The sequence below is a fragment of the Polaromonas sp. P1_E3 genome, assembly GCF_056405935.1.
In genome coordinates this window covers 1-3086 of record NZ_JBFUBD010000325.1, presented here as the reverse complement: position 1 = coordinate 3086, position 3086 = coordinate 1, and the positions used below count along the sequence as shown (strand labels likewise).

3 protein-coding genes are annotated in these 3086 nt (G+C 61.8%); 2 read left to right on the top strand and 1 reads right to left on the bottom strand.

Annotated elements, in window-relative coordinates; genetic code table 11:
* On the top strand, positions 1-738 hold a 738-nt coding region (locus AC1D0Z_RS18590; protein ID WP_477659675.1), incomplete at its 5' end, for a YDG domain-containing protein.
* A gap of 27 nt (positions 739-765) precedes the next feature.
* Complete coding sequence (locus AC1D0Z_RS18585; RefSeq protein ID WP_477659674.1) at positions 766-2457, top strand: ShlB/FhaC/HecB family hemolysin secretion/activation protein; 1692 nt, start codon at positions 766-768, stop codon at positions 2455-2457.
* Positions 2458-2584: 127 nt separating this feature from the next.
* Here AC1D0Z_RS18585 and AC1D0Z_RS18580 read toward each other — a convergent pair.
* Positions 2585-3086, bottom strand: a 502-nt coding sequence (locus tag AC1D0Z_RS18580; RefSeq protein WP_477659673.1) for a S1C family serine protease, incomplete at its 5' end; no start/stop codon positions are given.

Sequence of the window (3086 nt, the reverse complement as noted above, 5' to 3'; positions counted from 1 at the left end):
GGCGGTGACGTGGTGACAGTGGGTGGAACCGGCAGTGGCACGTTCGCCAACAAGAACGTAGGCAACGGCAAGGTCGTGACGGTGACCGGCTATACGCTGGGCGGTGCCGACGCGGGCAACTACACCGTGGTGCAGCCCACAGCTGTCACGGCCAACATCACACCGGCCAGCCTCACGGTCACGGGTGTGAATGCTCAGAACAAGGTTTTTGACGGTACGACTGCGGCCACCTTGGGCGGTACCGCCGCCGTAGCGGCACTGGCCGGCGACGTGGTCAGTGTAGGGGGCGGCAGCGGTGCTTTTGCCAACGCGAATGTCGGCAACGCAAAGCCCGTAACTGTGACCGGCTATACCTTGGGCGGTGCTGACGCAGCCAACTACACAGTCGTGCAGCCCGCCGGGCTGACGGCCTCTATCACGCCTTTGCCTGTAACAGCTGTGCCGGCACAGGCGGGAACGCTGGTTGGGCGGGGGGCTGCTGATGACAGCGCCGATGCCGCCATGCAGCAGGCCGTGGACGGGACACGTTCCAGATCCAGCCTCATTGAGGCCTCGCCTGTCCTGCGGGTGACCCGCAGCGCAAGCGCTGATGCCTCTGCTGGGGAAGAGATGGTGGTTTCCAGCGGGACGGTCGAGGTGTTGAAGGATGTGGTCTCGGCCGGACGAAAAGATCCGCGCCTGCATATCGTTGACGGCGGCGTCCAGCTGCGAAGCGATGTGCTGGCCGCTCAAAAATAAATCCGGCCACCCCACGGAAGTTTTTTCATGAAATGCAAACTATCTGGCAAGCACACGGTGCTGCTGTTGGCGGCCGCACCGCTCTTCGCGGCCCAGGCAGCGGACCCAATGCCGGTGGACATAGGCACCATCCTCCAGCAGGTCCAGCCGTTCCAGCAAGCCGTCCCATCTCCCCGCCGTGAAAGGCCGGCCATCAACAACGAGGGTAATAACCCGCCAACGCCTGAACGCCCCGCGGTGGCGGTAGATGTCAAAACCATCAATATCATCGGCAAMACCTTGTTCGATACAGCCACGCTGCACGCACTGGTGGCCGATGCTGAAGGCAAAAGCCTGACGCTTGACCAGCTCGACGAAATGGCGGCACGCATAGGTCAGTATTACCACCGCCGGGGCCAGACCTTTGCACGGGCTGTGGTGCCCGCGCAAGTGATCCAGTCAGGCGTTGTGCGCTTTCTGGTGATCGAAGCGCGCTACGGCAAGGTCGGCATCAACAACCAGACGCGTGTGAACGACGTGCTGCTGCAGGCGACGGCGGCGCCGCTGCAAACGGGCCAGGCGGTCGATCAAGCCGTGCTGGACAAGTCCCTGCTGTTGCTGTCGGACATACCTGGCGTAATGGTGCAGGCAACGTTAAGGCCCGGCGATGGAATGGGCACCTCCGATTTGAGCATTGATGCCACACCCGGCCCGTCGGTTTCCGGAAGTGTTGTCCTGGACGGTTATGGCAACAGCTACACCGGAAGAGGCCGCGTTGGCGGCACGGTGTACTTCAACAACCCCTTGCAGCATGGCGATGTGCTCAGCCTGAGTGGCCTGAGCTCGGGGCCTGGGCTGAACTATGGGCGTATGGGCTATGAGTCAGTGGTGAACGGCCAGGGCACGCGCGCGGGCGCCGCCTATTCATCGCTGAACTACAAAGTCGGCGGATCCCTTGAGCCGCTGAATGCCCATGGGTCTGCCGAAACCGGCAGCCTCTGGGGCAAGCATCCGCTGGTGCGAAGCCAGACGGTCAACCTCTACGGGCAAGTCCAGTACGACACGGTGCAGTTGCGCGAACGTGTCGACCTGGCAGGCATCAAAACAGACCGGCATCTCGACAGCTGGACTTCAAGCCTCACGGGCGACTGGCGGGACACGCTGGTGTCCGGCGGCATCAACACCTGGAGCCTGGGATGGACGCGGGGCCGGGTGGTTTTTGATGCTGCCGAGGCCCAGCTGGATGATGCGGCCAGCGCTAAAACACAGGGCTGGTTTTCAAAGGCCAACCTGAGCTTCTCCCGCGTGCAGCGCCTGGGACAAAACAGCACACTGCATTTTTCATGGGCTGGGCAGTGGGCCAGCACCAACCTAGATTCATCGCAAAAAATGTCCGTGGGCGGGCCTTACTCTGTGCGTGCCTATGACGTGGGCACGCTGTCGGGTGATGCGGGCTACCGGGGAAGCATTGAGGTGCGTTATGACCTGGGGCAGGCTGGAGGCGGAAAGTTGCAGGGAGTAGCCTTCTGGGACGGTGCCTACCTGAAGGTCAACCAGCGCCCATGGGTGGCTGGAGTCAACACTGCGACGTTCAGTGGAGCTGGTGTCGGCCTCGACTGGACCGGATTTAACCAGTGGCGCGCCCGGGCATACCTGGCCTCGCCCCTTGGACCTGCGCCCGAACTGGTCAAGGCGACAGATTCAACGCGTGTGTGGACTGAGGTCGCGTACCGGTTTTGAGCCGCCACGGCTTGTGCCCTTTTCTTGCCTTGGCACCGGGCTGGTAGCGGTGCATTACCTGTGCTATTAAATCAATAGCTGCTTGCGCTTACCCTGTAAGGGTTTCGGCCATATTTGATTGTAAAAATCAGATGCCTGCAGGTTTTTTGAGCGTCAGCATCCGGTCCTGGGCCTTGAGCACAATGGTTTTGATTTCCGCGCCTTTTTGCACCGTCAGCCTGACCTCCGCGTCGGGCGCGRCACGGTCCCACAGCTTCTTGTAAAAAGATTCGAGGCTCGCAACCTTGGCGTCATCCACCGCCAGCACGACATCGCCTGCCTCCAACCCGGCCAGATCCGCAGGGCTTTCCTTGCTCACCCGCAGGATCTGTATGCGGCCGCCCTGGTCGTTGGAGGTAATGCCCAGCCACGGCCTGCGGCTTTTCGTACTGGCACCTGAGCGCTGCAGCTCCGCAAGGATCGGACGCAGCAAATCAACCGGCACAAACATGTTGCCCGGCAGGCGCCGGTTTTCACCGGTTGCATCGGACACCAGCAACGAGCCTATGCCCATCAGTTCACCTTTCTGGTTGAAAAGCGGGGCGCCGCTGTGGTTGCCGCCGCTCGCCAGCACAGGCGGACTGGTGAAC